This is a genomic window from Pseudomonas knackmussii B13, assembly GCF_000689415.1.
Lineage (GTDB): Bacteria > Pseudomonadota > Gammaproteobacteria > Pseudomonadales > Pseudomonadaceae > Pseudomonas > Pseudomonas knackmussii.
Map to the genome: position 1 here is coordinate 3383217 of NZ_HG322950.1, position 26418 is coordinate 3409634.

A 26418-nucleotide genomic window follows, 5' to 3' on the forward strand; every position below is an offset into this window, starting at 1 on the left:
TGTTCTCCCCCATGTCAGCCCGTCTCCCACCCGGAGCTGGGCTGATCCATTTTCATAGGAGCAACCTCATGTTCCCCGACCTCATCTCGCATGCACCCGACTTCGAGCACCAGCTCGGAGCCTGCGTCAACGCCATGAGCCAGGACGACGCCATCGGCCAGATCCTGGTATTCGAGCGCACGAGAGGCATGCTACACATGCGCCATATCGCCAGCGCCGACCTGGTGGACAGCGACATTGACGACTACGAAATGGTCGTCTTCGACGGTGGCAACACCAGCGGCGACACGTGGAAGCACGTGTTCTTTCCACGTCAGCGCGAACACTATTTCGTGTACGAAGCCTGATCCATCCAGCCCCTTTCGAGGGGCTTTTTCTTGCCCGCAGCGCAGGAAACCGGGTGCGGCGCGGTGCCGTTTCATGCGGGTGAGCCGCCCATTCCGAGGCCATCCTTGCCCCATGTTCGTCGGCGTTGCCGACACATGCCCAGACAGCCGAGACCTTCAAGGCTGCAAGTGCGGGAAACCGTGCTGGTCTTTTTTCTTATCGGACGTTCCGCGTCCATCCACGCCACCCACAAGGGATCTCTCCCTTGCGGGCGGGAATCCCTTGTCCTTCCTCAAGGAGATTCCCATGGACCGTTCCCTCATCAAATCCATGATGCCTTCGCTTGTCGCAGGCCATGTGCCCCGCAACGTGCGGTCGTTCAAGTACCGCGTGTTCGATGATCAGCCGCAGTCCTCGACGCTGGGCTTCGCCATCGATCCCCAGCCCTTCGACGGCAAGGTGGTCGCGGCGACTGACGATGCCATCGTCGTCAAGCTCAAGCCATCCGAGTTCGCCGTGCTCGATCCCAACCTTGTCACCTCTGTTCCCAGCGAAGGCGCCAAGGTGCGTGTCCAACCCTACGCACGGCGCCGTTTCGACGGCCTGCGCGCGGACACCCCGGAAGAGCGCACGGAGATGACGTCCGACGGCATTCCCTACACCGTCAAGACGCACATCCTTGGCTCCGCGCCCGCCAAGCTGCCCATCCCCAAGCCGCAGTGCATGGAACTGGGCCAGCTCATCGAACAACTGGAGGAAATGCCGGCGCCCGATGGCTTCCGGCGGATCACCCACATGCTGGTCGATGCAGGTGCACGGGATTTCACCTGGGTCGATCCCAAGCCATCCAAGATCATCGAGACGCCTCCGGCGATCAGCTTCACGACCTCGACCGCGAAGTTCAAGGGTCGCGTCACGGTGCTGTACGACCGCGGCGGCGACGCCTACGTGGTGGAACTTCACCGCGATGGCGAATTGGTCGATCGGTACGACGAGGTGTATTTCGACATGCTTGGCGCAGTGTTGGAGCGGCTCATCGACGATGGTCGCTGGCGCCTGATCGACGTGAGCGTGATCGACACCAAGGCTCCCCGGCAGCGCCAAGCGGTGCCGGCATGACGCCTCGAAACGAAGCCAGGCAACTCCACGACTGACCCGAGGTTCCCGCCACGGCGGTTCAGTCCATCCGGCCAAGTGCCGCACAGGCTCTCCATCCATTCGGTGGAGAGCCTTTTCTCTAATCCGTACAGGAGATTTCAACCATGTCACTGCGATTCAAGGGCGCCGACCTGCGCCCTGTGTTGACCGAAGCGATCGCCAACCAGTGCCGAGCCGTCCTCGTCAAGGACCAAGGCGTGTACATCCTCGCCGAGCGCGGGGAACGCCGCCCGGACGGACGCCAGAAGTTGCTGGCCTATGCAGTCGGCTGCGACCCGGATACCGATCCGTTCGATGACTGGTGGTTCCTCGCCCAACGCGAGCTGGGCGGCGACGACTTCGCCGAGTACTTCGACCCGAAGGACGGCGTATTCACCCGCATCTTGCACACAGCGGACGATCTGATGCTGTCGGCCACCGCCACCCACTTGTCGTTGGAGGTCGTGCCTCCCGTTTAAAGCAGCAGCACGTCCTGCTCAGCCCCCGGTTCCCCGGGGGCTTTTTTCCTCCGCACAGCGGCTATGTCCCCGCGTGCGCGCTCGTCTCCGGCCGCCAAGGCCTGCCTCGCCGGCCAGCCCGCCGGCATGCCACTGGAGACGACGCATGCACGACCCGTTCAAGATCACCCAGCCCACCTGCATCAGCTTCAGCGGCGGGCGCACGAGCGCCTACATGCTCTGGCGCGTGCTGCAGACCAATGGCGGCCTGCCTGCCGATACCGAGGTCTGCTTCGCCAACACGGGCAAGGAAGTCGAAGCGACCTTGCGCTTTGTGCGCGATTGCGCCGAGCACTGGCAGGTGCCGATCCGCTGGCTCGAATACGTGCCCATGGAACCGGGCTTCGCTCTGATCGACTTCGATCGGGCCAGCCGCCAGGGTGAGCCGTTCGAGGCGCTGATCCGCAAACGCCAGTACCTGCCCAATCCCGTTGCGCGGGGCTGCACGACCAGCCTGAAGATTCGCCCGATGCACCGCTTCCTGCGGCATCAGGGATGGACGGACTGGGACCAGATGATCGGCATCCGCGCCGACGAGCAGCGACGCGTCTCCAAGATTCGTGCGCGCGGCCACTCCACCGAATCGACCCACGAGACCATGTGCATGCCGCTGGCGGATGCCGGCGTCACCGTGCGCGACGTGAGCGCGTTCTGGCAGGCGCAGCCGTTCGACCTCGACCTGCTGACGGTGAACGGACGCACGCTCGAAGGCAACTGCGACCTGTGTTTCCTCAAGCCGCGTGGGCAGCGCCTGGCCCTTATCAAGGCCCGGCCCGAGGCCGCCGTGTGGTGGATTCGCATGGAATCCCTGAACCTCGCGAGCAAGCCCAGCGGCGCCCGGTTCCGCGCCGATGGCCCCAGCTATGCCGATCTGGCGCGCTTCGCTGCCGACCAGGGCGATCTGTTCGATGGCGCCGAGGAAGCCATTGCCTGCTTCTGCGGCGACTGATGCGCATGGACAGGCCATTGATCGCGCCACGGCTGCAACTCCTGCCCGTGTCGCTACGGGTCGCTAATGGCTTTGTACAGGACCACCACCGCCACCACCGCCCGGTCCAAGGGGCGAAGTTCGCCCTGGCCGTTGCCCCGCGCGGCAGCGATTGCATCTGCGGTGTGGCCATCGTCGGTCGCCCGGTCGCGCGGCACTTGGACGACGGCTGGACCCTCGAAGTAACGAGGCTATGTACCGACGGTGCGCCGAACGCCTGCAGCAAGCTCTATGGCGCCGCTTGGAAGGCGGCCAAGGCCCTCGGCTACACGCGGCTGATCACCTATACCTTGCCCGAGGAAGGTGGTGCCAGCCTGCGCGCCGCCGGCTGGCGGCTGGTCGGCACGCGCGGCGGCGGCGCTTGGAGCCGTCCCAGCCGTCCCCGCGCCGACACCCCCGACCACCTGCGCGGCCCCAAGTGCCTGTGGCAGGCATCGGGCGGCGTGGACAAAGGGAAACGTCTGGGTGCCGATTGATTGCTGTCGCGCGCGCGGAGCCCGGCCATGCTGCCCCCATGCCTGCTGACGTTGTCAGCGACATGCCAGGCAACCATCGGTCATCGAGGTTGCGGCGCAGTTCCCACTGCGTGACCGAGCCAGCTCGCACCGCATCCGTCCGCGAGCGGCCACCAGTCTCTGGTGGCGGATGCTTTCGCCTTATCAACCCACCGCGGGGTTACGCACCTTCCCCGCATGCGTGGGCCTGGTGTGTCTCCGCTTCTTCCAATGGAGATTCACCATGAACACCACTTCCAACGAGAAATCATACTTCGACCTTCACACCTCGGGCATCGGCTACATCCAACGTGCCCGCGAAGTGCCTGTCCGGGGCGGCCGCCGTGCGCAGCCCTTCCTGGCATGCACCATCGCCGCACTGGTCGGTTCCGCCAAGGATCCCAGTTACCGCTACTTCGACGTCAAGGTCTCGGGTGCCGAGGCCAAGAAACTGGTCCAGCGCTACATCGGCGTTGACGATCCCAAGCAGCGCCCGCTGGTGCGCTTCCGCCTCGGCGACCTGTGGGGCGATGCGTACATCCGCGACAAGGGTGAGCACAAGGGCCAGGCCGCCGCGTCCCTCAAGGCGCGACTGCTCAAGGCCGAGCCGCTCGACCGGGCCGAACTGGCTTCGATCAAGCAGCACGAGCTGATCACCCGCGGCATCGGCTACCTCAGCCGTCCGAAGGACGTCACCCGCAAGGATGGCGATCCGTTCCTGTCGTGCAGCGTCGCGGCGCTGGCCGGGCCTGTCGGTGAACCGGAATATCGGTACTTCGACACCATCGTCGCTACCCCTGAAGCCGAGCACCTGGTTCGCCGGTGCGTGCAGGCCATCGAAGGGGACCGCAAGGTGCTGATCGCCTTCCGTCTGAACGACATGAAGATCGATCCGTACATCCGCACCAAAGGCGAGCGCGCCGGGGAACCGGGAGCGAGCCTTGAATCGACGCTGGTCCACATCGGTCTCATCAAGATCGACGGCACCCAGGTCTATCCGACGAGCCAGGCGCAAGCCGAGGCGCCGCAGGCCGAGGACGCACCCGCGCCCGAAGCCGAGGTTGCCGCCGAAATCGCTGCCGACCAATCTGCCGAACCCGCCGAGCGCGAGCCGGAAGGTGAAGCCGAGGAGCAGGAGCCGGAACTGGCTGCTTCGTTCTGATCCGGCATGGCCCCTCACGGGGCCTTGCCTTTTTCCTATTTCCCAAGGAGAACCATCATGGCAGCCACATCGGCACCTACGAGATCAGTCCTGCCCATCGTCGTCCCGGGCCAGCTCACGTTGCGGACCATCCGCGGCAAGAACGGCCCGTTCACGGTCGGTCGTCTGACCACCCCCATCGGCGAGTTCGCCGTCAAGGACGCGGAGCTGGAGCAGTACCCCGAAGGCAAGTACGACGGGGAATTCGTCATTCGCTATATCTTCGCCAAGTCCTATCCGGTCGCGGGCGGCGCGCGGTTTGAAGTTCGCGCCAACCTCGACGGTATGACGCTCAACGGCATCGACAAACTGAGCCGTGACGAGGCCCGGAGCTTCGCCACCCAGGAGGTCGATCCCCTTGACGAAGAGCAAGGGACGCAGCCTGCGGCAACGCCGGCCAAACCTGCCAAAACATCCAGGCCCGCCAAGCCCGCACCCGTGCTGGCGTCTGCGGACCCGCTGGTCGATACCACGCCCTTCGGTGTGGATGCGCCGACACCCGCTGCGGCTGCTGCCCCCGGCAGCACCGAAGATGGCGACGCTGCACTGTTCGGCCTGCTGTGGCCGCTGGGAGAATCCGTAAAGCTGGATTCGACCATCGACCGCCGCACCCTGCGCGCGCAGATCGTTCGCCTGGGCGAACTTGGCTACGCGCTGGACTTCAAGACCCAGGAGTGGAGCCGCCAGGCCGAACTGCAACCTGCGTGATCGCAGACGCCGCATCCGCGGTGTTCTTCATCCACCCGCCGGGGTTCTTTCCCCATGCGGGGGAGACCCTGGCCTTTTCTTTGGAGGTCTCCATCATGTCCAACATCGCTTCAGATACCCACCGTTCCGCACTGGATGAAACCGCGTGGCGGGCTGTCTGCGAGACGGCTGCCAAGCAAGCCATCCATGGCTGCGGACAGTCTCACGACTGGTACGTGGAACGGTTCAGTTCAGAAGTTGACGCGCAAGTACATCGGTTACCCGAGCATCAGCAGGCATATGCCCTGCAGATAGCAGAGGAATACGGGGACTACGCAACACCCGCCGAAAGGCAGGAGACTCAGGACTGGAATGCCGAAAACGGCATTTGCATGCACGGCATCGATCGGGATTGCTGCCCGGCCGGTTGCGGTGATCTTGAGTACTGACACGCGACTTCATCGCTGCTAACGCGGCATTCCATCACCCGCTGGGGGTTCTCCCCCGCGGGGAGGCCTCCGGCTCCACTTTTCAGGAGGCCTTTCATGGGCTGGTATTTCTCCCCCCAATCGCGATCTGAACTGATCGCGGAACTGATCGCACCGCAAGAGACCGAGCGCGCCAGCGTCAAGGTCATCGCCCACGCGCTGCGTGGCAACGTCCTCTGGTCCGTCGCGGAAGTGACGGCCAAGGTCGAAGGCGTGCATCGTGATCTCGCACCGGGTCAATCCCTGCGCTACATCCGCTGCGATCTGCTTGAACGCGGCGGAAGCCAGTGGGGTTACAAGCCACTGGAAGAGTCCATGCACCCGTACTACTACTCGTGCCCGCTGTCTTATCTGGATCTCGCACCGGAGCAGTCCGCCGAATGGCGTGCAGGCGTTCGCGCCCACCACGCGCGGCGGCGCACACCGACGGCTTCCACGGCACCCGCCGCAGCGCTGTTGGTCTGAGCCAGGAGGAACCGACATGGACCCGATCCTGGCTGCGCTCCCGCCCGCGTTGTTGAAGCTCGTCGAAGGGAGTCTGTCCAACGACGAAGTTTCTTCCGACGAGGAAATGCTGGCGTACTTCATCAGCGACGGCCTCACCGAGGATCAGGCGCGGCGGGCACTGACCTACCGCGACCAGTACCTCAACAACATCTACCTGGACGGCTTCACGCCGATTACCGCGGTGGACAAGGCACTTCACTTCAACCCGCACACCCGGCAGTTCGAGCCGGACTGAGCGGTTTTCTTCCACCCCTTGGGGCAGTACTTGCCCCAGCGGGCGGTGCTGTTCCCGTTCATCCGAGGACACCACCATGCCCGCAGACACTTCTTCCACCACGCTTTACCGCATCGACGAATGCCCCGACGTGATGGCCGACGCTTGCGTCGGCGATGACCAAGGCAACCTCGTCTTCCTCTCGATCTGGGCGCGGGACACCGCCGTCCAGCAGTTCCTCGCTCGCCTGACCCTCGGGCGCGACGAGCAGGGACTGGACCAGTTCCACGTCATCACCGACCAGGGCGGCAGCGTCCCGGTGTTCATCGGCAACGTCGATCGTCTGGAAAAGCGCATGACTCGCGCCTACCGACGAACGCTGTTCGGATCGCTCTCCAACGTGTGGCTGTTCGATCGCCGCTGCGTGAAGCCCGACAAGGCCAACGCCAGCGCGCTCGCACTGCTGCCACGCGGCAACGCCCACCGGCTTGACCGCATGTGGACGCTGGTGCGGGACACCTGCCCGTTGCCGCTGCTCGATCACTGGCGCGAGACCGTGCTGGAACTGCTGCAAACCCGCGAGATGCTGGCCCGCCTTCCGTTCGCCCTCGGGCCACTGGAAGGTCATCGGCTCGCCATCGACGTGCCGGCGCTGACCCTGGCGCTGGGCACCTTGATCCGCAGTGACGTACTCACCGCCTATCCCTATCCGGCCAAGATTTGGACGCCGGAAGCGGTAGCGGCTTTACCCACCCCCGGAAGCACGCCTCTGCGTGCTTCCGCCTTTCATCCCCGCCAACCAGGAGACTTCCATGGCCCTCATGTTCCCGCGGCTCGCCCGCAATTTCGTGAAAAACGGATACTTCCCCACGGATGAACCCACGCTCGAAAGAGCCCTCAACGCACTGATGCCCAGCGACGGGTCGATGTGCATCCTCGATCCCTGCGCAGGCGAAGGCGTGGCGATCGCCGAAGCTGCTCATGCCCTCGGGCGCGAGCAGGTAAAGGCGTTCGCGGTCGAGTTCGACGCCGAGCGGGCACGCCATGCCCGCGGCCTGGTCGATCATTGCCTGCATGCGGACCTCATGGACGCGATGATCTCCAAGCAGTCGTTCGGGCTGCTCTGGCTCAACCCACCGTATGGCGACCTGTCCAAGGACGTCAACGGCAATATCGGTTATCAGGGACAGGGCCGTGCCCGCCTCGAAAAACTGTTCTATCAGCGCAGCCTGTCGCTGTTGCAGTACGGCGGCGTGCTGGTCTTCATCGTCCCCGGCTACGTGCTCGACGCGGAGCTGGTCGGCTGGCTGACGCGCCACTACACCGACCTGCGGATCTACCGAGCGGTGGAAACGCAGTTCAAGCAGGTGGTGATCTTCGGTCGCAGGGTGCGTCAGCGCGAGCAGGCACCCGATGGCGTCAAGGCCGTGCGCAATCTGCTGCTGCAGGTTGGGCTTGGCGAAGTCGAAGCCGAGGAACTGCCGAGCGATTGGCCGTTCCTGCCGTACATCGTCCCCGCCAGTCCGGCCGAGCCGGAGCATTTCTTCCGCGTGACGATGGAGCCGGAGCAGTTCGCCGATGAGGTTGGTCGGCTGCAAGGCCTCTGGCCGTCGCTGGACACGCACCTGGGGGCCGCGCAGCAATCGCTGCGTCCACCGGCGCGTGCCTTGTCCCACTGGCATCTCGCCCTGGCTCTGGCCGCGGGCGCGATCTCGGGGGTTGTGCGCTCCAAGACCGGGCGCGTGCTCGTCGTCAAAGGTGACACCCACAAGGACAAGACGCTCCAGCGGGAATTCACCGAACGCGAAGACGGCTCCATCGCCGAGACCCGCATCCTCACCGACAAGTTCGTGCCTGTCATCCGCGCGTGGGACATGACGCCTAGCTCCGCTACGCGGGGCGAGGTGTTGACCATCCGCTGATCGCTTTTCACCGACGGTTCGCCGTCTTTTTTCCCACCACGGGGCATGCCATCGCCCCGTCGGGGGTGGTGCATGCCCCATTTTCTTTGGAGCATCACCATGTCCCTCGATCTCGAAACCACCACCGCCGAAGCCACGTCCGTACAGGGCGAACTGCTCGACGCGGAATCTTCCCCACTGACCCTGAGCCTTCAGGATTTCGTCGGTGAGTTCGGCGACGAACTGCTCGACGCCCTCAACAGCGCCAACCCGCCGGTCTATTCCGGCGAGCCGCAGGCGCACCGGCAACTCATCGTCGCCAGCCTCAAGCGCAAGCTGTTCCAGGCCCAGGCCGAAGTCGTCCATGCCGCCGCCGAGCTGCTGATCGACCGTGGCGAGCGCGCCGCGATCGTCAATGGCGAAATGGGCTGCGGCAAGACGACCGTCGGCATCGCCACGGCCGCCGTCCTCAACGCCGAAGGCTACCGCCGAACCTTAGTTCTTTCGCCACCTCATTTGGTTTACAAGTGGCGGCGCGAGATCCAAGAGACGGTGGCAGGCGCCAAGGTCTGGGTGCTCAACGGCCCGGACACGCTGGTCAAGCTCATCAAGCTGCGCGAGCAGATGGGTGTGCAGCCCACGGGCCAGGAGTTCTTTGTCCTGGGGCGCGTCAGGATGCGGATGGGATTCCACTGGAAGCCTGTCTTCACCACGCGGCGCACTCGCCATGGCGACGTGGCAGCGTGCCCTGACTGCGGTACGGTCATCACCGACCTCGACGGCGAGCCGGTCAACCCGGTGGCGCTCCAAGCCGAGGAATACCGCAGGAAGTGCAGCCATTGCGCCGCGCCCCTGTGGACGCTGATCCGCCCGCGCAGCCTGTCCGGCAGCGACCAGTCCTCGGCAGTGCTGAAAGCCCTCAAGCGCATCCCGACCATCGGGGAAGTCACCGCGCAGAAGCTGATGCAGAAGTTCGGCGACGGGTTCCTGGCGTCGATGCTGGGCGACAACATCCACGAGTTCATCAACCTCATGGATGGCAACGGCGAGCTGGTTTTTTCCGATCGTCAGGCCACGCGCATGGAACGTGCGATGGCCAACATGGAGTTTGGATTCGGTGAGGGTGGCTACCAGCCGTCCGAGTTCATCAAGCGCTACCTGCCACAAGGCACGTTCGACCTGCTCATCGCCGACGAGGCGCACGAGTACAAGAACGGCGGTAGCGCCCAAGGCCAGGCCATGGGCGTGCTGGCGGCGAAGGCTCGCAAGACCTTGCTGCTGACCGGCACGCTGATGGGCGGATACGGGGACGATCTTTTCTATCTGCTGTTCCGCGCCTTGCCTGGGCGGATGATCGAAGACGGCTACCGCCCGACCACGAGCGGGAGCATGACCTCGGCCGCGATGGCGTTCATGAGGGACCACGGGGTCCTCAAGGACATTTACTCCGAAAGCGCCGGCACGGCGCACAAGACGGCCAGGGGCACCAAGGTATCGGTGCGCACGGTCAAGGCTCCCGGCTTCGGGCCGAAAGGGGTCTTGCGGTGCATCCTGCCGTTCACGATTTTCCTCAAGCTCAAGGACATCGGTGGCAACGTCCTGCCGCCGTATGACGAACAGTTTCGTGAAGTCCAGATGGACGTGGCGCAAGCCGCGGCCTACCGTGACCTGGCGGGTCGGCTGACCGCGGAGCTGAAACAGGCTCTGGCGCGACGCGACACGACGCTGCTGGGTGTGGTGCTCAACGTGCTGCTGGCCTGGCCGGACTGCTGCTTCAGGTCGGAGACCGTGGTGCATCCGCGCACGCGCAACACCTTGGCGTTCGTCCCGGCTCAGTTCAACGAGTTCGAGGTGACGCCGAAAGAGCGCGAGCTGATCGACATCTGCAAGGAAGAGAAGGCGCAGGGCCGGAAGGTCTTGGCCTACACGGTCTATACCGGCACACGCGACACCACGTCGCGTCTGAAGATGCTGCTGGAGCAGGAAGGCTTCAAGGTCGCGGTGCTACGCGCGAGCGTGGACGCCAGCCGCCGCGAGGACTGGATCGCCGAGCAGTTGGACCGTGGCATCGACGTGCTCATCACCAACCCCGAGCTTGTGAAAACGGGACTGGACCTGTTGGAGTTTCCGACGATCGTGTTCATGCAGTCGGGCTACAACGTGTATTCGCTCCAGCAGGCGGCACGCCGCTCATGGCGCATCGGGCAGAAACTGCACGTGCGCGTGATCTACCTCGGCTACGCCGGTTCCTCGCAGATGACCTGCCTTGAACTGATGGCCAAGAAGATCATGGTCTCGCAGTCCACCTCGGGCGACGTGCCCGAATCCGGGCTGGATGTGCTCAACCAAGACGGTGATTCCGTCGAGGTCGCACTGGCCCGGCAACTAGTCGCCGCCTGATCCCCACGCCAACGCCGGCCTAGCGCCGCCGGGTTCTTGTTATTTCCAACTTGCAGCCACGCCCACGGTCTCCGTGGACGTGGCTGCGCTTTTCCTATCCCAAGGAGAGTTTCATGAACACCCATATCCAAGCCACGCCCGAAACCGTCAATGCTCGCCTGACGCTAGACGTGACCTATCTGCTCAACGGCGAGGCCGCGCCTGAAGTGCTGGCTCGGCTGGAACGCATGTGCGAACGCGCCATCGGCGAGGGTTTGCTGACCGACGAGACCGCCGTGGAAGTGGACGCCTGGTCGATCGATGTATCCGAGGTGCCTTCGGCTGCCGACCGCGAAACCCTGGAAGCCGAGATCGCCGCTTTCATGCAACAGCGCATCGAGGACGGCAACCTCGGTGCCGAGGACATTCCCATGCGCCTGGCACGCTATGGCCTGATGGCCCCCGAGGCATTCACCGACGAGATGCGCGAGCGCATGGGCATGGACGACGACGCCCTCACGGGCCGAGCCGTCATCCCCTCGACCGAACCTGCCGACGGCGGTGAGATCGAGATGCAAGTCGCGGTCGCCTGCATCGGTGCCTCCGGCAGCCCCGACGTGCCGGTCTTCAAGGTCAGGATCACCCAGGAGGAATACGACCTGGGTATCCACTACGACAAGGCCAAGGACTTCGCCAAAGAAGCCCACTACGAGGGGCCGTTCGTCTGCTTCGACGCTGCCGAATATGGCCCCATCCTGTCGGCCGCCCGCGAACTGGGTCTTGTTCCGCAGGTTGTCGTGGTCGATATGACCGACGGCCAGATCCACTCCATCCGCTGCGACAGCGGCGAGATCAAGGTCATCTGCTACGACACCAGCGACACCGAAGAGTATTCGGTGGCGGTTGCGAACCGGCCGCTCGGCGAGAACGGCCAGTTCGTGCGCTGCTGGTCGCACACCCAACTGGCACAGGTCGATCCCGGTCTGAAGCTGGCTCGGGATTGATTCAGCGCGCTCGATGTGCGTTTTCACTGGCCCCTTCGGGGGCCTTTTTCTTTGGAGGGAGGCTGTCGGTAAATCGGGCGCTGCCTGGTTCGCATTGTTTGCTGCCGCTCGTGGCCCGAGAGGCGATGGTGAGGGCTCGATGTTTCAGGACGCCGAGCTTATGTGCCCCTCTCCACCTTGGTTTCACCATCCCGAACGCCGCCTGCTGGCGGGAGTCCTCGGCCTGCTCTGGTCGGTGCTGGCTGCTGGCTGCGCGACGACGACTGCGCCGCCCCCGCCCGATGCCTTCGAGGAAGTCTTGGCCGCGCCGGAATCCGAGGCGCCCGAGTACATCCCCGTCGTGCGCTACGGTCGCTACACGCTGGTCGAGCTGGCACCCACGGCGGCGCAGCGGGACCTGCTGTTGCAGACCATCGACGTGTCCATGCCCGAAGATGCCCGTGCCACCGTCGGCGATGGGCTGCGGCATGTGCTCAAGCGCAGCGGTTACAGCCTATGCCAGACGGCGCACGCGGTGATCGAGCTGTACGCGCTGCCGCTGCCGGCGGCGCACTTGCACCTCGGCCCCATGACCTTGCGCGATGCGCTGCTCACACTGGCTGGCCCCGCCTGGGAACTGCACGTGGATGATCGCGCACGGCAGATTTGCTTCGAACGGCCTGCCGACAGCGCGGCCATCGAACCCGCATCCGAGTCACCCGCCGCCGAGGCGGTGCAGACGTTCCCGCTGGAGCCTTCTGTTTCGGGAGGCCAGCCATGACCGCCCCGCAGTCTGCCCGGCGCCCGGCCGCTGCGGTGGTGGTGCAGAGCCTTATGTGGCTCTGGCTGATCGGCCTCAGCATCTTCGTAGCCTTGGGCTACCAGACCATGAACGACCAGGCCGACCAGGAACAGCTCGCTTCCCGCCTGCAACGCCTGGAAGCGCAGGCGGCGGGCCTGGCCGAGACCATCGAGGCCATCCAGCAGCGTCCGGCCGTCGCAACGGCGGCAGACCTCAAAGACACCCGACAAATCCTGGAAGCACGCGCTGCCCAGGTTGAGAAAACGCTCAGCAGCTATGCCGCTGCCGACGACCTTCAGGCGCTGCGCGTGGAAGTTGAGCAGATCAAGGCGCGCCAGACCGCTGCGCCCGCTCCGCGCGCCGCAGCACCCGCACGACCGCGCGCATCGGGCAAGGCCGCCGCCAAGCCCGAACCGCCGCCGATGCCGTTCCGCGTCGTCGGCGCCGAATTGCGCGCTGGCCAGCGCAGCGTATCCGTCGCGCCGAGCAGCGCGGACTTCACGCCCGACCAGCTTCAGGTGCTGCTGCCAGGTGATGCGCTCGGCCCGTGGCGCTTGCAGGCGGTCGAGGGAAACACCGCCGTGTTCCAGTCCGGCGACCAGACCCGTCGCGTGGCGATTCCCTGACCGGAGCACACCGCATGAAGCCGTCGATCGTCCTTTCCGCGTTCCTGTTGGCATCCACCCAGTTGCCCGCCTGGGCGCAGCAGCCGTCCGCCGCCCCGGCCCGCAATGCGCAGAGCCAGGAGCGTCCGCTGGTCGCCCGAACCCCGAACGACCAGGTAGCAAGTGAGTGGGGCCTGCAACCGCAGGAATGGGCGCGCTATCGTGAGCTGATGGACGGGCCATTGGGCATCTACTCGCCCAACCTGGACCCGCTGTCCGCGCTGGGCATCGAGGCCCGCACCGATGAAGAACGGCGGCGCTACGCAGAACTGCAGGTGCAGGTCGAAGCACGCCGCGTCGAGAAATTGCTCGCCTACCAGCGCGCCTACGACGATGCCTGGCAGCGCCTGAACCCCGGCATGCAACGGGTGAACCTGCCTGACGACAAGCCCGGCGCAGTGCGCAGCAGCGGCCGTATGGCGGTGTTCGTCAAGGACGGCTGCGTGGCCTGCGGGCAACTCGTGCAGCGCCTGCAATCCTCGGGTACTGAGTTCGACCTGTACATGGTCGGCAGCCGCCAGGACGACGCGCGCATCCGCGACTGGGCCAAGCGCGCGCAGATCGACCCGGCACGGGTGCGCAGCGGCAGCATCACGCTCAACCATGACGGCGGCCGCTGGCTGTCGCTGGGCCTGCCCGGCGATCTCCCAGCGGTCGTGCGCGAGGTGAACGGCCAATGGCAGCGCCAACCCTGACGGCGCCGTTGCGCGCACTGGTGCTCGCTGCTGGCCTCTGCGTCTGCGCCGCCCGGGCCCAGGAAATTCCACCACCGGCCTACCAGCTTGCCGCCCAGCGCGCGGGCATTCCCTCGGCGGTGCTCTACGCCGTGGCCTTGCAGGAGAGCGGCATCCGGCGTAACGGACGCATCGTCCCGTGGCCTTGGTCCCTCAACGTCGCCGGCCAGTCGCGCCGCTACGCGACCCGCGCCGACGCCTGCGCCGGTTTGCAGCAGGCGATGCGCTCCACGCCGCACACGCGCATCGACGTGGGCCTGGGTCAGATCAACCTCGGCTACCAACAGCAGCGTTACGCCAGCGCGTGCGACTTGCTCGACCCGTACCGCAACCTCGCCATCGCTGCCGAGATTCTGAAGGAGCAGCACACCGCCGGTGAGGACTGGTTGCTGGCGATCGGCCGCTACCACCGTCCGGCGGGCGGTGAGCCCGCTGCCCGCTATCGCCGCAGCGTGTCCCGCCACCTCGCGCGCGTGCAGGGCACGCACCCAACCGCCGCGGTCCTCGCCGCGCGCCAGGAGACCTCCCCATGACGAAATCCCATCTGGCCCATCTCGCGGCGAAAGGCCTGCTCGTGCTGCTGGCTGGTCTGCCGCTGGCCTCGCGTGCCGGCGAGCCGCTGATCGTGGTCGAAGACCGTGGCGGCACGTCGGCGCTGCCGTACTACGAAGCCCTGAACCTTCAGCCGCGCGCCAACGCTCCGGCCCGGTCGCCCGCCGGCCCGGTCGCCCGCCCCGGCGCCTCAGATCCCTGCCACACCGGCGGACGAGGCCGCGATGCTGCCGGTGCGTAGCGCCAAGCTCACGTCCGGCACCGTCGCGCGGCGGGTGATCGAGGCGCCGGGCCTGCGTCCCTTTGTGGTCGTGGGCGACGACGAGGCTTCCCAGGCCTGGTTGCGCCGCCATGCAGCCTCATTGCGCGAGCGCGGCGCGGTCGGTCTGGTGGTCAACGTCGAGACCGTCCAGGGCCTGGAGCGGCTGCGCGCACTGGCACCCGGCGTCCCCCTCGCGCCCGTGTCCGGTGACGACTTGGCCGAGCGCTTGGGCCTGCGGCACTACCCGGCGCTGATCACGGCCACCGGCATCGAGCAATGAAGCCATGTCGGGGAAACAGCCGGTCGAGGTGCTGCTTCGCCCAGCGGTGGAGCTATATACCGTCGCGGCGTGTGCGGGCGCCGCGTTTCTGTCCCTGGTGGCCCCGTGGTCGCTCGCGCTGAGCCCCGCCATGGGTGTCGGCAGCGCGTTGGCGTTCGGGGCCTATGGCGCGATCCGCTACCGCGATGCCCGCGTCATCCTGCGCTACCGGCGCAACATCCGCCGCCTGCCGCGCTACGTGATGACCAGCAAGGACGTGCCGGTCAGCCAGCAACGTCTGTTTGTGGGGCGCGGCTTTTTGTGGGAGCAGAAACACACCCATAGGCTCATGCAGACATACCGGCCGGAGTTTCGGCGCTACGTCGAGCCGACGCCGGCCTACCGACTGACGCGGCGCCTGGAGGAACGGCTGGAGTTCGCGCGGTTCCCGCTTTCCCGGCTGCCGAAACTCACCGGCTGGGACGTGCCTTTCAACCCAGTGCGCCCGCTGCCGCCCGTGGGCGGACTGCCTCGGCTGCACGGCATCGAACCCGAGGAGGTGGACGTCAGCCTGCCGCTCGGCGAGCGCGTCGGGCACTCATTGGTCTTGGGGACAACCCGCGTGGGCAAGACGCGGCTGGCCGAACTGTTCGTGACCCAGGACATCCGGCGAAAGAACGCGGCGGGAGAGCACGAGGTCGTGATCGTCATCGACCCCAAAGGGGATGCCGATCTGCTGAAGCGGATGTACGTCGAGGCGCAACGCGCGGGCCGCGAGGGCGAGTTCTATGTCTTCCATTTGGGCTGGCCGGACATTTCCGCCCGCTACAACGCCGTGGGGCGCTTTGGACGTATCAGCGAGGTGGCGACCCGCATTGCAGGGCAACTCTCCGGTGAAGGCAACTCGGCGGCTTTCAGGGAATTTGCCTGGCGCTTCGTCAACATCATCGCCCGCGCCTTGGTGGAACTGGGGCAGCGTCCGGACTACATGCTGATCCAGCGGCATGTCATCAACATCGACGCGCTGTTCATCGAGTACGCCCAGCACTACTTCGCCAAGACGGAGCCGAAAGCCTGGGAGGTGATCGTCCAGATCGAGGCCAAGCTCAACGAGAAGAACATCCCGCGCAACATGATCGGGCGCGAGAAGCGCGTGGTGGCGCTGGAGCAGTACCTGTCCCAAGCCCGCAACTACGACCCTGTGCTGGACGGTTTGCGCTCTGCCGTGCGGTACGACAAGACGTATTTCGACAAGATCGTCGCCAGCCTCTTGCCTCTGCTGGAAAAACTCACGAGCGGCAAGATCGCGCAGCTCCTGGCCCCGAACTATTCCGACCTGGCCGACCCGCGCCCGATCTTCGATTGGATGCAGGTCATTAGGAAGCGGGCCATCGTCTATGTGGGCCTGGACGCGCTGTCCGATGCCGAGGTCGCCGCAGCGGTCGGCAACTCGATGTTCAGCGATCTCGTCTCGGTCGCAGGCCATATCTACAAGCACGGGATCGACGATGGCCTGCCGGGCGCTTCGGCCGGCGCGCGCGTGCCGATCAACGTCCATGCCGATGAGTTCAACGAGTTGATGGGTGACGAGTTCATTCCGCTGATCAACAAAGGTGGTGGCGCCGGGCTGCAAGTCACCGCGTACACGCAGACCCTCTCGGACATTGAGGCCCGCATTGGCAACCGCGCCAAGGCCGGTCAGGTCATCGGCAACTTCAACAACCTGTTCATGCTGCGCGTGCGCGAGACCGCGACCGCTGAACTGCTGACCCGGCAACTACCGAAGGTCGAGGTTTATACGACCACCATCGTCAGCGGCGCGACCGACAGCTCGGACATTCGCGGGGCGACGGATTTCACGTCCAACACTCAGGACCGCATCAGCATGTCCAGCGTGCCGATGATCGAGCCGTCGCACATCGTCGGCTTGCCCAAGGGCCAGTGTTTTGCATTGTTGCAGGGCGGCCAACTTTGGAAGGTTCGCATGCCGCTGCCGGCACCGGACCCCGATGAGGTCATGCCACAGGATCTGCAACAACTCGCGGGCTACATGCGCCAGAGCTACAGCGAGGCCACGCAGTGGTGGGAGTTCACCAGCTCCCCGGCGCTGCAGGACGGGGCCTTGCCCGACGACCTGCTGGATGATGCTGCTGCGGTCGAACCTGGCCTTGTGGCCACCGACGACAGCGCCGGCAACGAGGCCTCGCCATGAAGGATGCCGCCTCGACCGCGCAGCGGGAGCAGAACCAGCGCCAAGGCCTGATCGTCGGCACCATCACCTTGCCGTTCCGGCTGCTCGGGGTGCTGATCGGCTCACTGCTGTTCTCCATCGTCGTGGAATGCGTCGGCATGCACCTGTTCTGGAAGGACCAGGGCTGGCGTCACTCCCAGCAGATGTTGCAGTACGAGCTGGGGCACCTGTCCAACCACTTCACGCGCAGCGTCGTCGTGCGGGAGCCAGGGCGCACGGCGCATGAGCTGGTGGACACCGGCTACGAATGGGTATTCGTGCGCTCGGGACTGCTGGAACGCATGAGCCAGACCGCCGAGCGTGCCCGTGCGCCCAGCCACGGGCAGACGCGCAACTTCCGCTATTACATCAGCCAGGTCTATGTCTGGACCGAGAACTACCTGATCGCCGCGGCCTTCACGACGCTGACCTTCCTTGTGCGCCTGCTGGTCCTTGTGCTCACGTTGCCGCTGATCTCCACTGCGGCGTTCGTCGGCCTGATCGACGGCTTGGTGCGCAGGGACGTGCGCCGGTTCGGCGCGGGCCGCGAATCGGGTTTCATCTACCACCGTGCGAAAGCCAGCCTGATGCCCATAGCCGTTCTGCCCTGGGTCACGTACCTGGCCTTGCCGATCTCGGTACACCCATTACTGATCCTCTTGCCGAGCGCCGCCTTGCTGGGACTGGCGGTGTCTCTGACTGCGGGGAGCTTCAAAAAGTACCTGTGAGTGCTCGCCACCGGCAGCGCAGGAAGTAGTCGATGCTCAGACCTTCAACCGTGCGTACACCTGTTCCCAGGCCTTTGCAGCACGAACCTGTGCCGCCTCCATTTCGGCCCTGATCAGTTCGGTCATCTCGGCGTGGCCGGCTTCGGCTTCCTCCCAGATGAAGTACCTGCGCATCTCGTGCGTCTCGCCGTCCACGAAGACCATCGTCTCGAACAAGAGGGGATCGCCGCCTAGCGCGTGGTTGTGGTCCAGGCCGAGAAAAACCGTGGAGATACGGACGTCATCTATCCATGTTTCCGCCACACGCCTGTCGCCTTCCGCCATCCACATAGACCACTCAACGAGACTGTCGCACGGCACGGAGCGACGGCCATCGAGCTTGTAGTGCATGAGGCGTGGAGGACGGGGAATAGCCATGCTGAAAGAGTACCCCAACTCCATTTCTCTCCCCAATCTTCGCCATCGGTCTGCCCGGAGTTCAGCACGGCGCCGATAGGCACTTTCCGGGCCTCGAATCCGTGTCGAAAGCCCATGAATCCGGTCATCTGCGGGTTCCTATTGTTTGCAGCCTAAAGCAGCGCTGATCTCCACGATCAAGCCATTGCTGATCACACAGGAATGGCGCGATGGTGGCTTTAACCTGGCTGCGCGCCGCGCATCGCGGCGTGCCCACTTTTCTCGTGATGGCCCTCCTGCTGGGCCAGTCCCCGATGGCGTTGGGCGAGTCCCCGGCGCAGCGCCAGGAGTTGGTCGCCGCGCTGCGCCAGCTCGACGCGCTGGAGCGCACCGTCGCCGACAGCGCCGCGCATGCCTCCATCCAGCCGGGCGAACGCTATCACTTCGATTACCCGCGGCTGCTGGCTGATCTAGCGCGTATGCGCGCTGGCATCCAGGCCCACCTTACCCCGTCGCGTGCCCAGCCGCGCGACACCTCCGAACTGGCCGGCGGCTACCGCACCGAGCGGGCCGTCGAGGGATCGCTGCCGACGACTGTGGAGAACAAGCCATGAACGGCGCCCAGGTCTCGGCATTTCAGGCCAACAGCGGCATCGCGCCTTCAGCGATGGCGACCGTCCTGGTCGGCGTCGTGTTCGCGGTCCTGCTCGTCTGGGGCGTCTGGGCCATCCGAACGGCCTACGTGGGGTGGTCCGAGAGCCGCCTCAACCAGCGCCAGTTCCTCGGCGTCTGCATCCGCTTCGTCGCGATGTACCTCGTCCTGAGTTTCTTCCTCCTCTCTTGACCTGAAAGGCATGACCATGCAAAACCGCATCCTCAATTCCCGTCTCGCCCAGCGCGCCGCCGTGGCCCTGGGCATCGCCGCGCTGCCCGCGCTGTCGTTCGCGCAGGGTTTGCCGCAGTTGGAGAACCCGACCCGTGGCACCGGCAACGGCATCATGGAGACGATCCGCAACTACGGCTACGACATCATCATGCTCGTGGCATTGCTGGTTGTGGCGTCGATGTTTATTGGCGTCTGCTACCACGCCTACGGGACCTACGCGGAAATCCACACTGGCCGCAAAACCTGGGGCCAATTCGGCCTCACGGTCGCCATCGGCGCAGTGCTGCTCGTGATCGGCATCTGGCTGCTCACCGAAGCCACCGGCATCCTGTAAGGCGAGGCTGGTATGTCCGAGCAGCAGCACGTCCGTGCTGACGGGACGGTCACGTTCCTTCCGCACCGGCTCAACCGCCATCCCGTTGTTGTGCGCGGCCTCACCGCCGACGAGCTGTGGATCTGCTGCGGCCTGTCCGGCGCCGCCGGCCTGCTGGTCGGTGCGCCGCTGTCCTGGGTGTTCCGCACGATCGCGCTTGCACCCACGTTCGTCGTGCTGGGCGTGGCCTTCGGCGTGTTCATCGGGGGCGGCATCCTGCGTCGCCTCAAGCGTGGGCGTCCCGACACCTGGCTGTATCGGCAACTCCAGTGGCGCATCGCCACGCGCCACCCGCTGGTGGCAGGCTGGGTGGGCGGCCATGTACTGATCTCACGCTCCGGCTTCTGGACCACCCGAAGGTCTGCAGCAAGGGGGTCACGATGAGCCGTTTCAAGAACGAGATCACCCATCTGCAGGCGCACATCAAGACGCTCCGCCTGGGTGCTGGCGCGCTGGTCATCGTCGCCCTGGTCATGGGCGGCGGCTGGTGGAGCGCTCCGCGCGACTTGACCATCCACGTCCCTCCTGATCTGCGCTCCGGCAGTACCCGCAAGTGGTGGGAAGTGCCGCCCGAATCGGTCTATGCGTTCACGTTCTACGTGTTTCAGACCCTCAACCGCTGGCCGACGAATGGTGAAGAGGACTACGCACGCAATCTCCACACGCTCTCGCCGTACCTCACGCCGTCGTGCCAGGCCTACCTGCGGGCGGACTACGACTACCGCCGCTCCACGGGCGAGCTGCGCCAGCGCGTGCGCGGCATCTACGAAATCCCCGGTCGCGGCTATGGCGACGACCCCACGGCGCGCGTGCGCGTGGTGTCCGACCGCGACTGGGTGGTGACGCTGGACATCACCGCCGACGAGTACTACGGCGCCGAGCAGGTCAAGCGGGCCCTCGTGCGCTACCCCGTGAAGGTCACGCGGGTGGACGTCGATCCGACGCGCAACCCGTTCGGCCTGGCGCTCGACTGCTACGACGGCACGCCCCAGCGCATCAGTACGCCGGAGCCAACGCGCCCGGCGCCAAGCGGCCTGTCTCCACAAGCGCCCCAAGGAGGAAGCACCCCATGAAGCACCCTGTATTCAAGCTGCCGGGGCTGTTGGCCGTGGCCGCCGCAGTGGTCATGTCCTCCGCTGCCCAGGCGGTGGAAATCCTGCGCTGGGAACGCATGCCGCTGGCGGTGCCCTTGAAGGTCGGCCAGGAGCGCGTCGTGTTCATCGACAAGAACGTCCGCGTCGGCGTGCCCGCTGGCGTCAGCGAACGCCTACGGGTGCAGAGCGCGGGCGGCGCGGTGTACCTGCGCGCCAGCGAGCCGATCGAGCCCACACGGCTGCAACTGCAGGACGCCGACACGGGCGCGCTGATCCTGCTGGACATTGCGGCCGAGCCGCCCAAGGACGGGGAAGCCGAGCTGGAGCCGGTGCGCATCGTCGAGGGCAACAGCACCCCGGCACGCTATGGCGATCAGCCCGGCGATGCCGACGATGCCCCGGCACGCGCCCAGGACCCGACAGGCACGCGGGCAACGCGCCGCGAAACCCCGGTTCCGGTCGTGCTGACGCGCTATGCCGCGCAAAACCTCTACGCACCGCTGCGCACTGTGGAGCCGCTACCGGGCGTCATGCGGGTGAACCTGCGCCGCGACTTCGACCTCGGCACGCTGATGCCGACGCTGCCGGTGCGCGCGGTCGCGCTCGCGTCGTGGCGTCTGGAAGACCAGTGGGTCACGGCCGTGCGCCTGACCAATAGCAGCGGCGGCTGGATCACTCTCGACCCCCGCGTGCTGCAAGGCGACTTCCTCACCGCCACCTTCCAGCACGAAGCACTCGGCCCGCGCGGAACGCCCGAGGACACGACCGTGCTGTACCTGGTGACGCGCGGGCACGGCCTTGCCCAGTCGCTGCTGCCGGCGATCAACCGCTTCGACCCAGCCGCGCATTTGCCGCAACCCGAAGCCGAGGCCACCACCGCCAGCAAGGAGTCCCGCCATGCGCAGTAACGGACTCCTGAAGTGGTTGATGATCCCCGTGGCCCTGCTGGTGCTGTTCGTCGCCATCCGGATGTTTTCGGGTGGAAGCTCGTCTGCGCCTCCCGCCGCGGATGCCGGCGCCAAGCTCACGCCGGAGGAAATGAAGGCGCTGGGCATCGAGGGCGATACCCCCCGCGATACCGTAGCGACGCTCGTGGCGCAGGTGAAGCAGTTGCGCACCGAGCTTCAGACGGTCCTGTCCGACAACAAGTCCCAGCGCGAGGAGAACCAGCGCCTGCGCCAACGCGAGAACTCGATCGACCAGCGCATCAATTCGGCCCTCGAATCCGAGCGCTCCAACCTGCGCCGCGACCAGCAGCAGGCGGCCAGCGAGCGCCAGCAGACCGAGGGGCTGCTCGCCGACCTACAGCGGCGCTTGGAAAGCATCGGCGGGCGTGGCGGCGGCCACGCCGATCTACCCGTGGGCCTGGGACTGCGTGACGGCGACGAGGCAGGCATGGAAGGCGGCGTGCGCTGGGTCGAGCCGAACGACGCTAAGCCCGCTGATGGGCGTAACGGCAGTCGTGCCACGGGTGGCGGCACGAGCTTTCCGACGAGCTTCGGCCCTGCGCAGAGCACGCTGGAAACCACGGCGAAAACCGTGGCGAACGCGGGCGCCCGCGCCGCAGGCGTCAAGAGCGCCAAGCCGGTCTATACGGTGCCTACCAACTCGACGCTGATGGGGTCGGTGGCTATGACGGCGCTGATCGGCCGCGTGCCGATTGACGGCACGGTCAACGATCCGTATCCGTTCAAAGTCCTGGTCGGCCCCGACAACCTCACGGCAAACGGCATCGACATTCCCGATGTGGCCGGCGCCGTGTTTTCCGGCACTGCCTCGGGCGACTGGACGCTCTCTTGTGTGCGCGGCCAGGTGCGCAGCATCACCTTTGTGTTCCATGACGGAACCATTCGGACGATTCCCGAAGACCGCGACGGCAACCAGCAGAACAATCAGCAGCGCGACGGATTGGGCTGGATCAGCGACCCGTATGGCATTCCTTGCGTCAGTGGAGAGCGGCGCAGCAACGCCCAGCAATACCTCGGTTCGCAGGCGCTCATCACCGCGGCGGGTGCGGGCGTGGCCTCGCTTATCGACAGCGACAGCGGCCAGATGTCCTACGTGGGCGCAGACGGTTCCATCGGCAGCGTCGGCATTTCCAGCAACGAAGCCGTAGGTCGCATCCTGGCCGGTGGCGTGCGGGACATGGCCGATTGGGTGAACAAGTTGTACGGCCAGGCCTTCGCCGCCGTCTATGTCCAACCCGGCGCGAAGGTCGCCGTCCATCTCGAAAAGCCGCTCGCCATCGATTTCGATCCCGAAGGCCGCAAGGTCGATCACCGCGCAGGAGAAAGCCATGCTCTCGAACTTGAATAAGGGCCTGGCGCTGGCTCTTGCCGTCGCGGTGCTCGGCGGCTGCGCCACCAGTAAGGAAAAGCTGCTGCCGCACGGCGACAGCACAATGATGGACATCTGGCAGACCAACGCCGGCGACGGCGGCGGTGGCGCCGGCCAAGTGGCGCGCAGGCAATTGCTCGATGCACGCCAGAGCCTGCGCCGGCCGCTGACCGACGCCGACGTGCAGGCCGCGCCCGCCGAGCAGATGCGCTACACGCGGACCGCGCGCAACGAGGTCTATCGCCAGTTCCAGCGTCTGCCCAATCCCGACCTGGTGATGTACGTGTACCCGCATCTGGCGGGCACGGACCCCGTGCCGGTTCCGGGCTACACGACGGTCTTCCCCCTCTACCAGCGCGTGCAGTACGCCATGCCGGGCGAGCGCGTGGAGGACTACTGATGCGCTGGAAACTCCCCTGGCCGAAGCTGGCCGCATCCGGCGCTGGCGAGGACGAGCAGCCGGACGGCTGGCAGCGCCACGTCGAGACCTTGCGACAGGCCGGCATCCCTGAACCCGGCGCGGCGGTCCAGGACCGCAGGCCGGCGACCTTGGCAGACGAGCAGGCGCTGTACGACGTCGCGCCGTCCTTCACGGAACTGCTGCCTTGGGTGGAGTTTCTGCCCCAATCGAAGTCCATGCTGCTGGAGGACGGGCAATCGGTCGCGGCCTTCTACGAGCTGGTGCCGCTGGGCACCGAAGGTCGGGAACCCGGCTGGCTCGCGCATGCCCGAGATGCGCTCGAAAACGCGCTGCAAGACTCGTTCGACGAACTGGACGAGAACCCCTGGGTGCTTCAGCTCTACGCGCAGGACGAGCCCAGCTTCGACCAGTACATGCAGACCCTGCGCGACTACGTGCAGCCGCGCGCCCGCGGCACGGCGTTCACGGAGTTCTATTTGCGCTTCTTCGGCCACCACCTGCGGGCGGTGGCCAAGCCGGGCGGGCTGTTCGAGGACACGGTGGTCACGCGGCTGCGCTGGCGGGGTCAGACGCGGCGCGTGCGCATGGTCGTCTATCGCCGGGCCACCGGACAGGCGAGCCGCCGCGGCCAGACGCCAGAACAAATGCTCAATATCGTCTGCGACCGCCTGTGCGGCGGGCTGGCGAACGCTGGCATCCAGGCTCGGCGCATGGATGCGGCCGGGGTTCACGATTGGCTTTTGCGCTGGTTCAACCCGCGCCCAACTCTGCTGGGGCCGGGCGTGGAAGACCGCGAGCGGTTCTACGCGCTCGCGCGCTACCCTGACGAGACCGAGGAAGGCGAGATCGAGCTTGCGAGCGGGCGTGATTTCAGCCAGCGGCTGTTCTTCGGCCAGCCGCGATCCGACGTGGCGCACGGCACCTGGCACTTCGACGGCATGCCGCATCGCGTGCTGATCACCGACCGCCTGCGCATGCCGCCCGGCACGGGGCACTTGACCGGCGAAACCCGCAAGGGCGATGCGATCAACACCCTGTTCGACCAGATGCCGGAAGACACGCTGATGTGTCTCACGATGGTTGCCACACCGCAGGATGTCCTGGAAGCGGACCTCAACCACCTGGCAAAGAAGGCCGTGGGAGAGACGCTGGCGTCGGAGCAGACGCTCAAGGACGTGCAGGAGGCCCGCTCGCTGATCGGCAGCGCGCATAAGCTCTACCGGGGAACTCTGGCGTTCTACCTGCGCGGGCGCGACGAGGCGGAACTGGACCGGCGCGGGCTGGACTTGGCGAACGTCATGCTCAATGCCGGCTTGCAGCCGGTGCGCGAGGACGACGAGGTGGCGCCGCTCAACAGCTACTTGCGCTGGCTACCGTGCTGCTACAACCCCGGCCAGGATCGGCGCAAGTGGTACACCCAACTGATGTTCGCCCAGCACGCGGCGAACCTGTCGCCGGTGTGGGGCCGCGCCCAGGGTACGGGGCACCCCGGCATCACGATGTTCAACCGCGGTGGTGGGCCGATCACCTTCGACCCGCTCAACCGCCTGGACCGGCAGATGAACGCGCATCTGTTCCTGTTCGGTCCCACCGGCTCCGGTAAGAGCGCCACACTCAACAACCTCTTGAACCAGGTCACGGCCATCTACCGGCCGCGCCTCTTCATCGTGGAAGCCGGCAACAGCTTCGGCCTGTTCAGCGATTTCGCCAAGCGCCTGGGCCTCACCGTAAACCGGGTCAAGCTGTCACCTGGCTCGGGCATCAGCCTCGCGCCATTCGCCGATGCGCGCCGGCTGATCGAGACGCCAAGCGACGTGCAGACGCTCGATGCCGATGCGCTGGATGAAGACCTACCACCGGATGCCTCGGCCATGGAGGCGGACGAACAGCGTGACGTGCTGGGCGAACTGGAGATCACGGCGCGTTTGATGATCACGGGCGGCGAAGACAAGGAAGAAGCCCGGATGACGCGGGCCGATCGCTCGCTCATCCGCCAGTGCATCCTCGACGCCGCCGAGCACTGCGTGGCCGAGAAGCGCACGGTCCTCACGCGCGACGTGCGCAATGCGCTGCGCGCCCGGGGCCAGGACCCGACACTGCCCGAGATGCGCCGCGTGCGGCTGCTGGAGATGGCAGACGCGATGGACATGTTCTGCCAAGGCACGGACGGCGAAATGTTCGACCGCGACGGCACGCCGTGGCCCGAAGCCGACATCACGCTGGTGGATCTGGCGACCTACGCTCGTGAGGGCTACAACGCCCAGCTCTCCATCGCTTACATCAGCCTGATCAGCACGGTGAACAACATCGCCGAGCGCGACCAGTATCTGGGCCGCCCGATCATCAACGTGACCGACGAAGGGCACATCATCACGAAGAACCCGCTGCTCGCGCCCTACGTGGTCAAGATCACGAAGATGTGGCGCAAGTTGGGGGCCTGGTTCTGGCTCGCGACGCAGAACATCGACGACCTGCCGCGTGCCGCAGAGCCCATGCTCAACATGATCGAGTGGTGGATCTGCCTGTCGATGCCGCCGGACGAGGTGGAGAAGATCGCCCGGTTCCGCGAACTCTCGCCCGCGCAGAAGGCGCTGATGCTTTCGGCGCGCAAAGAGGCGGGGAAATTCACCGAGGGCGTCATCCTCTCCAAGAGCATGGAAGTGCTCTTCCGCGCTGTGCCGCCAAGCCTCTACCTCGCGCTCGCGCAAACCGAACCCGAAGAGAAGGCCGACCGCTACCAGCTCATGCAGCAATACGGCTGCACCGAACTGGAAGCGGCCTTCAAGGTGGCCGAGAAGATCGACCAGGCACGCGGCATCGAGTCGCCAGCCCTGGAACTGTCGTAAGCCGGAGAA

The 26418-nt window shown here is 65.8% G+C and carries 29 protein-coding genes and 2 pseudogenes; 30 read left to right on the forward strand and 1 reads right to left on the reverse strand.

Going from position 1 to position 26418, the window contains the following annotated elements:
- Positions 1-68: 68 nt before the first annotated feature.
- From PKB_RS15715 to PKB_RS15815, 21 genes and pseudogenes are all read left to right on the forward strand, one after another.
- The gene (locus tag PKB_RS15715) at positions 69-347 is read left to right on the forward strand and encodes a hypothetical protein (protein ID WP_003290191.1); all 279 of its coding nucleotides are present in this window, start codon (positions 69-71) and stop codon (positions 345-347) included.
- A 286-nt stretch (positions 348-633) separates the two neighbouring features.
- Positions 634-1446 carry a hypothetical protein gene (locus PKB_RS15720; protein WP_003290192.1) on the forward strand — a complete coding sequence of 271 codons (813 nt, stop codon included), beginning with the start codon at positions 634-636 and terminating at the stop codon, positions 1444-1446.
- Positions 1447-1589: 143 nt separating this feature from the next.
- Complete coding sequence (locus PKB_RS15725) at positions 1590-1943, forward strand: DUF3085 domain-containing protein (protein WP_003290193.1); 354 nt, start codon at positions 1590-1592, stop codon at positions 1941-1943.
- A 145-nt stretch (positions 1944-2088) separates the two neighbouring features.
- On the forward strand, positions 2089-2931 hold the full coding sequence (locus PKB_RS15730) for a phosphoadenosine phosphosulfate reductase domain-containing protein (protein ID WP_011489292.1): 843 nt from the start codon (positions 2089-2091) through the stop codon (positions 2929-2931).
- 47 nt (positions 2932-2978) lie between these two features.
- Positions 2979-3446, forward strand: a complete 468-nt coding sequence (locus PKB_RS30010) for an XF1762 family protein (RefSeq protein WP_242411177.1) — start codon at positions 2979-2981, stop codon at positions 3444-3446.
- Between the two features lie 262 nt (positions 3447-3708).
- Positions 3709-4626, forward strand: a complete 918-nt coding sequence (locus PKB_RS15740; protein WP_003290197.1) for a DUF3577 domain-containing protein — start codon at positions 3709-3711, stop codon at positions 4624-4626.
- Positions 4627-4683: 57 nt separating this feature from the next.
- A complete protein-coding gene (locus tag PKB_RS15745; RefSeq protein ID WP_003290199.1) occupies positions 4684-5373 on the forward strand; it encodes a DUF3275 family protein in 690 nt (229 codons plus the stop codon).
- Entirely contained in the window at positions 5370-5801 is a 432-nt protein-coding gene (locus PKB_RS15750; RefSeq protein WP_020207155.1) for a hypothetical protein, read from the forward strand. Before PKB_RS15745 ends, PKB_RS15750 begins: the two co-directional genes overlap by 4 nt.
- Positions 5802-5897: 96 nt before the next feature.
- Complete coding sequence (locus PKB_RS15755) at positions 5898-6305, forward strand: hypothetical protein (protein WP_003460301.1); 408 nt, start codon at positions 5898-5900, stop codon at positions 6303-6305.
- A 16-nt stretch (positions 6306-6321) separates the two neighbouring features.
- Complete coding sequence (locus tag PKB_RS15760) at positions 6322-6582, forward strand: hypothetical protein (protein WP_011489294.1); 261 nt, start codon at positions 6322-6324, stop codon at positions 6580-6582.
- A 76-nt stretch (positions 6583-6658) separates the two neighbouring features.
- Positions 6659-7306 (forward strand): annotated as a pseudogene (locus PKB_RS15765) (hypothetical protein); the annotation flags it as partial.
- A gap of 67 nt (positions 7307-7373) precedes the next feature.
- Positions 7374-8483, forward strand: a complete 1110-nt coding sequence (locus PKB_RS15770; RefSeq protein WP_011489296.1) for a DUF6094 domain-containing protein — start codon at positions 7374-7376, stop codon at positions 8481-8483.
- Positions 8484-8582: 99 nt separating this feature from the next.
- Positions 8583-10862, forward strand: a complete 2280-nt coding sequence (locus PKB_RS15775; protein WP_038457552.1) for a helicase-related protein — start codon at positions 8583-8585, stop codon at positions 10860-10862.
- Between the two features lie 113 nt (positions 10863-10975).
- Entirely contained in the window at positions 10976-11845 is an 870-nt protein-coding gene (locus PKB_RS15780) for a hypothetical protein (protein ID WP_011489298.1), read from the forward strand.
- Positions 11846-12005: 160 nt separating this feature from the next.
- Positions 12006-12605 carry a PFGI-1 class ICE element type IV pilus protein PilL2 gene (pilL2, locus tag PKB_RS15785; RefSeq protein WP_011489299.1) on the forward strand — a complete coding sequence of 200 codons (600 nt, stop codon included), beginning with the start codon at positions 12006-12008 and terminating at the stop codon, positions 12603-12605.
- The gene (locus PKB_RS15790; RefSeq protein WP_011489300.1) at positions 12602-13252 is read left to right on the forward strand and encodes a hypothetical protein; all 651 of its coding nucleotides are present in this window, start codon (positions 12602-12604) and stop codon (positions 13250-13252) included. The genes pilL2 and PKB_RS15790 overlap by 4 nt, the downstream gene beginning before the upstream one ends.
- Positions 13253-13266: 14 nt before the next feature.
- Positions 13267-13986: a TIGR03759 family integrating conjugative element protein gene (locus PKB_RS15795; RefSeq protein WP_003290214.1), complete on the forward strand. Its 720-nt coding sequence runs from the start codon at positions 13267-13269 to the stop codon at positions 13984-13986.
- Entirely contained in the window at positions 13968-14558 is a 591-nt protein-coding gene (locus PKB_RS15800; RefSeq protein ID WP_011489301.1) for a transglycosylase SLT domain-containing protein, read from the forward strand. Before PKB_RS15795 ends, PKB_RS15800 begins: the two co-directional genes overlap by 19 nt.
- Positions 14555-15119, forward strand: a pseudogene (locus PKB_RS15805) (integrating conjugative element protein). Before PKB_RS15800 ends, PKB_RS15805 begins: the two are co-directional and overlap by 4 nt.
- Before the next feature lie 4 nt (positions 15120-15123).
- On the forward strand, positions 15124-17310 hold the full coding sequence (gene traD / locus PKB_RS15810) for a type IV conjugative transfer system coupling protein TraD (protein ID WP_003290220.1): 2187 nt from the start codon (positions 15124-15126) through the stop codon (positions 17308-17310).
- Positions 17307-18056 carry a TIGR03747 family integrating conjugative element membrane protein gene (locus PKB_RS15815; RefSeq protein WP_043253131.1) on the forward strand — a complete coding sequence of 250 codons (750 nt, stop codon included), beginning with the start codon at positions 17307-17309 and terminating at the stop codon, positions 18054-18056. The genes traD and PKB_RS15815 overlap by 4 nt, the downstream gene beginning before the upstream one ends.
- Positions 18057-18092: 36 nt before the next feature.
- Here PKB_RS15815 and PKB_RS15820 read toward each other — a convergent pair whose 3' ends face one another.
- A complete protein-coding gene (locus PKB_RS15820) occupies positions 18093-18473 on the reverse strand; it encodes a hypothetical protein (protein WP_234421387.1) in 381 nt (126 codons plus the stop codon).
- A 209-nt stretch (positions 18474-18682) separates the two neighbouring features.
- Here PKB_RS15820 and PKB_RS15825 point away from each other — a divergent pair, with 209 nt between their 5' ends.
- From PKB_RS15825 to PKB_RS15865, 9 genes are read left to right on the forward strand one after another with little or no spacing between them, the layout of a single operon-like run.
- The gene (locus tag PKB_RS15825) at positions 18683-19066 is read left to right on the forward strand and encodes an integrative conjugative element protein, RAQPRD family (RefSeq protein ID WP_011489303.1); all 384 of its coding nucleotides are present in this window, start codon (positions 18683-18685) and stop codon (positions 19064-19066) included.
- The gene (locus PKB_RS15830; protein ID WP_003050225.1) at positions 19063-19296 is read left to right on the forward strand and encodes a TIGR03758 family integrating conjugative element protein; all 234 of its coding nucleotides are present in this window, start codon (positions 19063-19065) and stop codon (positions 19294-19296) included. The genes PKB_RS15825 and PKB_RS15830 overlap by 4 nt, the downstream gene beginning before the upstream one ends.
- Positions 19297-19312: 16 nt before the next feature.
- Positions 19313-19672 carry a TIGR03745 family integrating conjugative element membrane protein gene (locus tag PKB_RS15835; protein ID WP_003290228.1) on the forward strand — a complete coding sequence of 120 codons (360 nt, stop codon included), beginning with the start codon at positions 19313-19315 and terminating at the stop codon, positions 19670-19672.
- A gap of 12 nt (positions 19673-19684) precedes the next feature.
- Positions 19685-20095, forward strand: coding sequence for a TIGR03750 family conjugal transfer protein (locus PKB_RS15840; RefSeq protein ID WP_003290229.1), 411 nt, complete (start codon positions 19685-19687; stop codon positions 20093-20095).
- A complete protein-coding gene (locus PKB_RS15845; protein ID WP_003460319.1) occupies positions 20092-20784 on the forward strand; it encodes a PFL_4703 family integrating conjugative element protein in 693 nt (230 codons plus the stop codon). Before PKB_RS15840 ends, PKB_RS15845 begins: the two co-directional genes overlap by 4 nt.
- Positions 20781-21713, forward strand: a complete 933-nt coding sequence (locus PKB_RS15850; RefSeq protein WP_003290231.1) for a TIGR03749 family integrating conjugative element protein — start codon at positions 20781-20783, stop codon at positions 21711-21713. Before PKB_RS15845 ends, PKB_RS15850 begins: the two co-directional genes overlap by 4 nt.
- Positions 21703-23121 carry a TIGR03752 family integrating conjugative element protein gene (locus PKB_RS15855; RefSeq protein WP_011489305.1) on the forward strand — a complete coding sequence of 473 codons (1419 nt, stop codon included), beginning with the start codon at positions 21703-21705 and terminating at the stop codon, positions 23119-23121. Before PKB_RS15850 ends, PKB_RS15855 begins: the two co-directional genes overlap by 11 nt.
- Positions 23102-23542 (forward strand): TIGR03751 family conjugal transfer lipoprotein, encoded by a 441-nt coding sequence (locus tag PKB_RS15860; protein ID WP_003290235.1) that lies wholly within the window; start codon positions 23102-23104, stop codon positions 23540-23542. Before PKB_RS15855 ends, PKB_RS15860 begins: the two co-directional genes overlap by 20 nt.
- The gene (locus PKB_RS15865; RefSeq protein WP_011489306.1) at positions 23542-26409 is read left to right on the forward strand and encodes a conjugative transfer ATPase; all 2868 of its coding nucleotides are present in this window, start codon (positions 23542-23544) and stop codon (positions 26407-26409) included. Before PKB_RS15860 ends, PKB_RS15865 begins: the two co-directional genes overlap by 1 nt.
- Positions 26410-26418: the final 9 nt, after the last annotated feature.